Source organism: Vibrio sp. V43_P6S15P86 (genome assembly GCF_009904725.1).
Classification (GTDB): domain Bacteria; phylum Pseudomonadota; class Gammaproteobacteria; order Enterobacterales; family Vibrionaceae; genus Vibrio; species Vibrio diabolicus.
The window spans coordinates 27,736-34,486 of the sequence record NZ_WXWT01000015.1; the positions used below are offsets into that span (position 1 = coordinate 27,736).

Here is a 6,751-nt window from a genome sequence, read left to right on the forward strand (position 1 = left end):
GTCATGCCCCAGATGAAATGCTGTCTATATGGGATAGCAAATACACGATGACTGCTGTTTTTTAGGTCAAACTTGGTGCTGTACAACTTTGTCGGATTCAGAATGTGGTTGGCAGGAACTTCAAAAACGGACTCCACCTCATTTGGGTCAATATGCGTTTTATACTCAGGAGAAATAAAGGCCAAAAACGGTGTCACATTAAACTGACTAATCGTTGGCAATGTTGGAAGCTGGCCAAATACATGAATATGTTCATCTTCTATGCCGATCTCTTCTTTGGTTTCTCTTAATGCCGTATTGATTAGATGATGATCTTCCTGCTCAAACTTACCGCCGGGGAAACTGATTTGTCCCGGATGATGACGCAAGTGTGCTGCTCGCTTTGTCAAAATGACCTGTAGCCCCTCCGGGCGCTCTACAAAACCAATTAAGACTGCTGCGTCTCGCAGTGATTTTCCTTTCATCCATTTCAGTCGCGCGAGGGACTCTTTGTGGTAACCCGTTGGAAGCCGAAATTGAAAGTTTTGCAGTAATTGAGTTTTGTCGATAACCAAACCAAATCCTTATTTATTGTGCCTAACCACTATTTATTATACTCAATGGCCGCAAGAGGCGCGGTGCTATCGCCGTTGGTACGGTATTAAAGTAGTAGTACGGCAATACCAAAGCACGTCCATTGGTTCTTTCCCTGCTTTGTGTCGTGTGTCTCACTCTGCTTGGGTATAATAATTTGAAACTTATAAGGTTATAAACCATTCTTTATTTTAAGAGGTCACCACAGGGCAAGTATTGACTAATGAAAGGGATTATTTTCACCGAGTTCATGGAGTTAGTGGAAGAGAAGTTTGGTCTCGATGTGTTAGACCAAGTGCTCGATCTTTCTAATGACGAAGGGATTTATACGGCAGTTGGCAGTTACGATCATAAAGACTTGGTTAAATTGATTGTGAATCTCAGTAAAGTATCTGGTATTCCGCCTGAACAACTGCAAGAAGTATTTGGAGAGTGCGTTTTTTTGAATTTACTTCGCTCGATTCCTAGTCATGCCAGTTTGCAGCAGTGTGAAACGACATTTCAATTTGTTCGCCATGTTGAAGATTTTATTCATGTCGAGGTCAAAAAGCTCTACCCAGATGCTAATCCTCCTCAGTTTGATTTTATCAGCGAGACTCAATCAAACATGGTGTTTGATTATCGGAGTGCGCGGTGCATGTCTCACGTATGTTTAGGTCTAATAAAAGGCTGCGCAGCGCACTTTGGTGAAGTTATTCATATCAAACACCAAAACCAGTCAGAAGATGGTAGCCAGGTCCGCTTTTGGTTAGAGGCACAATAAGAACGATATGACAGGAAGTTCCTCGCTAGAAAGGAAACTCAAACGAGAAATCGAATCAAGAAAAGCAGCTGAGCGGTTATTGGAGCAGAAGAGCTTCGAACTTTATGAATCTACTCAACAGCTAAGTGTTGCTTTAAAAAAGCTTGAGTTGAAATCAAAAAAGGATTTACGCAAGTTTGAGTTCGAAGAGAAAGTTGACGCGACGCTGATTAAGTTTGGTCGAACTTTTTTGTCGAGCACGTTTGATGAAGCCATGATTGCTAGTTTTATTGAGCAGCTCACTTCGAACTCAATCATTTCTGCGGCTTACTTACATCTTGATTCCACAAAACTTTCTTCTTTGCGCCGACATCATTTTGGTCATTTACAGCTTCGCCATGAGAATACGATTAAGACTGTCCCCAATTGGCAGGGGGAGAACTTGCATTTGCCTATCATCATTGACAAGCAAACAGTAGGGGAGTTGATCTTCTCTGTTCAGTTGGATCAAATCGATCAGTCTTTTATTTCCAAACAGATGGAGCTGGTATCGGATTTGGTTCATGGGGTCATTGGCCGTCATTTGAGTTTAGAGCGAGAAGTGGAACTGCGAAAGCGGGCAGAGGAATCGGAAAAAGCGACGAAAGAGTTTGTCGCCATGATTAACCACGAGTTGCGTACACCTCTTAATGGCGTATTAGGTAGTGCTGAACTACTAAGTCGAACACAGTTAGGTGAAGAGCAACGCCATTACCTAAACAACTTGACTCAATCGGGAGACTTGTTGAGGGTCATCATTAACGATCTTCTCGACTTCAGCAAGATGAATGCCGGTATGATGGAAATCATCGATAAGGTCTTTGCTTGGGAAGAGCTTGAAAAAGCCATCATGGGCGTATTTTCAGCTAAAGCAGCAGAAAAGCGAATTCATTTCTCCATCGATAAAAAGCTCGGTATTCCCGAGTTTTTAGTTGGTGACTTAGAGCGAATTACACAGATCTTGGTCAACTTGGTGGGCAATGCTATTAAGTTTACTCATTTGGGTGGGGTGGTGCTGCGAGTGGAGTGGATAAACGGTATTGCGCATTTTGAGGTTGAAGACACGGGTATTGGCATCCCGATAGAAGCGCAGCCCTCATTATTTGACCCATTTGTGCAAGTAGATCGCTCGGCGAAGCGCAGTTTTGAAGGCTCAGGTTTGGGCCTTGCGATTTGTAAAAATCTAGTGGATTTGATGCAGGGCGAGATTAGCTTTGAAAGTGAAGAACGCAAAGGTACCACCTTTAAAGTCTCTATTCCTCTAAAGGAGGGGCAAGCCCAAGGCGCAGCAGAGGGGGAATTAGCTACTATAGAGCGAAGTGATTTGGCAGGACGCTCAATATTGGTGGTTGATGACATCAGAATGAACCAAGTGATAGTTACTCAAATGCTGAAAAAACTCGACATTACGCCTGATTTAAAAGCCAATGGGAAAGAAGCCTTAGAAGCGGTGAAAAACAAAGATTACGATCTGATATTTATGGATTGCCGAATGCCAGAAATGGACGGTTATGAGGCGACGATGTATCTGAGAGAGCGTGGCTTTACTCATCCTATTATTGCATTAACCGCTGGCACTACCATCGAAGAGCGTCAAAAGTGCATTGATTCAGGCATGGACGACATCCTCACTAAGCCGTACACCGCAACCGATATTGAACAGATCATGTGTAAGTGGCTTGAGCAGTAGACGCTGCCTCTTAAAAAAACGGACTCTTGTTAGCCAGCGGCTAAAAGCCAAAATACCTGTAAATAAAACACACAAAAAACGCTCCATACTGGAGATAATGCCGATCATTTAACGATGTTTTTTAGGTCATTCTAGCGAGCCTTGGCGAGACTAAGAATCTATTAGCAGCACGCTGAGCGGATAATGAAACAAATTTGACCATAAAGTGCTTGAATAGAAGAGCCTACATCACGCTCCTTTGTCGCTGTACAGGATTACGAGATACAGAAATATGCCCACTCGCTGTTAAACGAGCGGCATTATCCGTACTGGAGGCGTTTTTGCTTGTTTTCGTTAGCAGGATTCATAGGCCGTTGCCATTTGGCGAAACCTACTATTGCAGCGCCGGCAAAATCTTTGAGAGCTTATCCAACGTTTCTTGATATTCAGAGGCGCAATCGCTATCTGCAACGACGCCGCCGCCTGCCCAAGCGTACAGTTTGTGATTCTCCGCTACGAGAGTGCGGATGGTGATGCTGGTATCCATACGACCATGGCGAGAAATGTAGCCAATACTGCCGCAATACGCGCTGCGTCGATGCGGCTCCAATTCTTCAATGATCTGCATTGCGCGAACTTTAGGTGCGCCGGTAATTGAACCGCCTGGAAAACACGCTCGCAGCAAATCCGCAGGAGAGTATTGCTCATCCAACTTCGCACGAATGGTGCTCACCAAATGATGCACTGCGGGGAAGCTTTCAATCTCAAACAGCTTTGGCACGTGAACGCTACCTGGTGATGCAACTCGACCAATGTCATTACGCAGCAAATCGACAATCATTAGGTTTTCGGCCTGATCTTTTTCCGCTGTCTGCAAGTCATGGGCATTAGCGTTATCTTGCTTTGGATCTTCGCTGCGTGGGCGAGTACCTTTGATTGGTTTCGTTTCAATGACACGATCTTTGAGTTCTAAAAAGCGCTCTGGAGAGATACTCAAAATCGAAGACTCTGGCATACGGATAAAAGCGGAAAATGGCGCTTGGTTGGCGGACTCTAATTTTAGATACGCTTGCCACTCACAGCCTTGATACGGTGCGTTAAAACGTTGCGCCAAATTGATCTGATAGCAGTCACCGCTCAACAAGTATTCTTGCACCTTGTCAAAGCGAGTAGCGTAGCTCTCTTTCGTCATGTTTGACTGCCAATCACCAGACAGAGCGAAGTCTACGCTTTGCTCTGCTTCTTGCTCGTCTAACCATTGCCAAGCTTGCTCGATATTCTGACCGACTAGGCAGGCTTTTTTAAGCTTGTGGTCAACAACGACGGCCCATTCATAAAGACCTACCGCCATATCCGGCGTGTTGAGATCCTTTTCGGCCAGTTCTGGCATCGTTTCTACGTGTCGACCTAAATCGTAACTGAAGTAACCGAGCGCTCCGCCGACAAAAGGCAAATCCAATTCTTTATTTAACTCAACGTGAGGAAGCCACTGTTCTTGCAACTGATGAAGCAGCGCGAATGGGTCATCTTGAGTTGAATAGGCATTCGATGGCGTTTCAACTTGTGTGCTTTCGGCAGTGGTTTCTAACGTTGCAATTGGGTTGGCAACCAACACATCGAAGCGGCTATCGATATGCGTTTCTGATGCAGAACGCAGCAACATCGCCCAAGGCAGGTGTTGAATGCGAGAAAAGAGGTGAAGAGCAAACTCTGGTGCGTATTCCAGAGCTTTAAAATCAATGAATTGATTGTCCATGTTGTTCATTTGTGTAATTTGTGACAAAGAGATCGTTCACTGCATGGCATGTCATGGGCAGCAAGAGTATCATATTCCTCTGTATAGCCAAACTCCCTCTATTCATAGGGTTTTGAGATGGTTTACAAGTAGGCGACTTCAGCGTTTCGTGTGTCGATATCAGCCGTTCGACAATTGTTTATAAAAAACGAAGCTCAAAAGAGCAATAAGCTCAACAAACACGATTGAAGCCAAGCTAATAATGGAAGCATAACTATAACGAGGCATGTAATGACGGTAATACGCAAGCAGGATGTGATCAGCAGTGTCGCTGATGCGCTACAGTATATTTCTTACTACCACCCGCTAGACTTTGTTCAAGCTCTTGAAAAAGCCTATCACCGCGAAGAGAGCCAAGCCGCTAAAGACGCGATTGCTCAGATCCTAATTAACTCCCGAATGTCCGCAGAAGGTCACCGACCAATTTGTCAGGATACTGGTATCGTGACGTGTTTCGTCAACATCGGTATGGGCGTGCAATGGGACTCAACCGACATGACGGTTCAGCAGATGGTAGATGAAGGTGTTCGACAAGCGTATACGAACCCAGACAACCCGTTGCGTGCGTCAGTACTTATGGATCCTGCCGGTAAACGTATTAATACCAAAGACAACACGCCTGCTGTCGTACACATCAACATGGTTCCGGGCGATAAAGTTGAAATTCAGATCGCAGCGAAGGGCGGCGGTAGTGAAAACAAAACTAAGATGGTGATGCTAAACCCATCTGACGATATTGCTGAGTGGGTAGAGAAAACGCTACCAACAATGGGCGCGGGCTGGTGTCCACCAGGCATGCTTGGTATTGGTATTGGCGGTACGGCTGAAAAAGCAGCAGTATTGGCAAAAGAATCTCTAATGGAACACATCGATATTCAAGAGCTTATTGACCGTGGCCCACAAAACGCAGAAGAAGAACTTCGTCTTGATATCTTCAATCGCGTGAACAAACTTGGTATCGGTGCGCAAGGCCTTGGTGGTTTGACGACTGTTGTCGACGTCAAAATCAAAACGGCGCCAACGCATGCGGCTTCTAAGCCTGTTTGTTTGATCCCGAACTGTGCGGCGACTCGTCACGTACACTTCACACTTGATGGCAGCGGCCCAGCAGAGCTAACACCACCTAAACTAGAAGATTGGCCAGACATCACTTGGGAAGCGGGCGAAAATACGCGTCGCGTAAACTTAGACACAATTACTAAAGAAGAAGTACAAGAGTGGAAGACAGGCGAAACGGTTCTTCTATCAGGTAAAATTCTGACTGGTCGTGATGCTGCGCATAAACGTATTCAAGGCATGCTAGATAATGGTGAAGGTCTACCTGAAGGCGTAGATCTCAACGGTAAGTTCATTTACTACGTAGGCCCTGTCGATGCAGTTGGTGATGAAGTCGTTGGTCCTGCTGGCCCAACAACATCTACGCGTATGGATAAATTCACCGACATGATGCTAGAAAAGACCGGCATCATGGGCATGATCGGTAAAGCTGAGCGTGGCCCTGCAACGGTTGAATCTATCAAGAATCACAAAGCGGTTTACCTAATGGCTGTCGGTGGTGCTGCGTACTTGGTTGCGAAAGCGATCAAGAAAGCTCGCGTTGTCGCATTTGAAGATTTAGGTATGGAAGCGATTTACGAATTTGAAGTTGAAGATATGCCAGTAACAGTGGCTGTAGACTCAAATGGCGTTAACGCGCACCAAATCGGTCCAGACACTTGGAAAGTGAAAATTCAAGAGATGGAAGCGTAAGGTAAACGGTAATCTTACATTGTCTCAGTAGAGAGAATGTGACAAGGTGCTGATTTACCTAGCAAACATTTGACAAAAGTGCAGCGAAAACTGCACTTTTTGTCTATATAATGTAGATATAAACCTCAGGGCATAGCAATCAAACGTTATGCGAACAATAATTAGGAGACGGCATGCCTCGTTT

Annotated in this window: 5 protein-coding genes; 3 read left to right on the forward strand and 2 right to left on the reverse strand. The window is 45.1% G+C overall.

The annotated features are described in order from the left end of the window. On the reverse strand, positions 1 to 554 hold a 554-nt coding region (locus CAG69_RS01025; protein ID WP_161442280.1), incomplete at its 3' end, for a CoA pyrophosphatase. Positions 555 to 796: 242 nt separating this feature from the next. Here CAG69_RS01025 and CAG69_RS01030 point away from each other — a divergent pair. Further along, the gene (locus CAG69_RS01030) at positions 797 to 1,336 is read left to right on the forward strand and encodes a heme NO-binding domain-containing protein (protein WP_012841652.1); all 540 of its coding nucleotides are present in this window, start codon (positions 797 to 799) and stop codon (positions 1,334 to 1,336) included. Between the two features lie 7 nt (positions 1,337 to 1,343). Then, positions 1,344 to 3,044 (forward strand): ATP-binding protein, encoded by a 1,701-nt coding sequence (locus CAG69_RS01035; RefSeq protein WP_161442278.1) that lies wholly within the window; start codon positions 1,344 to 1,346, stop codon positions 3,042 to 3,044. 373 nt (positions 3,045 to 3,417) lie between these two features. On the opposite strand, the gene pabB is transcribed toward CAG69_RS01035, so the two are convergent. Further along, positions 3,418 to 4,779 (reverse strand): aminodeoxychorismate synthase component I, encoded by a 1,362-nt coding sequence (pabB, locus tag CAG69_RS01040; protein ID WP_202600662.1) that lies wholly within the window; start codon positions 4,777 to 4,779, stop codon positions 3,418 to 3,420. A gap of 270 nt (positions 4,780 to 5,049) precedes the next feature. Here pabB and CAG69_RS01045 point away from each other — a divergent pair, with 270 nt between their 5' ends. Further along, positions 5,050 to 6,567 carry a fumarate hydratase gene (locus CAG69_RS01045; RefSeq protein WP_005376905.1) on the forward strand — a complete coding sequence of 506 codons (1,518 nt, stop codon included), beginning with the start codon at positions 5,050 to 5,052 and terminating at the stop codon, positions 6,565 to 6,567. Positions 6,568 to 6,751: the final 184 nt, after the last annotated feature.

Excerpts from the sequence above, each read along its gene's own strand:
- CAG69_RS01030 (WP_012841652.1), top strand. The coding sequence starts at position 797 with ATGAAAGGGATTATTTTCACCGAGTTCATGGAGTTAGTGGAAGAGAAG.
- CAG69_RS01035 (WP_161442278.1), top strand. The coding sequence starts at position 1,344 with ATGACAGGAAGTTCCTCGCTAGAAAGGAAACTCAAACGAGAAATCGAA.
- pabB (WP_202600662.1), bottom strand. The coding sequence starts at position 4,779 with ATGGACAATCAATTCATTGATTTTAAAGCTCTGGAATACGCACCAGAG.
- CAG69_RS01045 (WP_005376905.1), top strand. The coding sequence starts at position 5,050 with ATGACGGTAATACGCAAGCAGGATGTGATCAGCAGTGTCGCTGATGCG.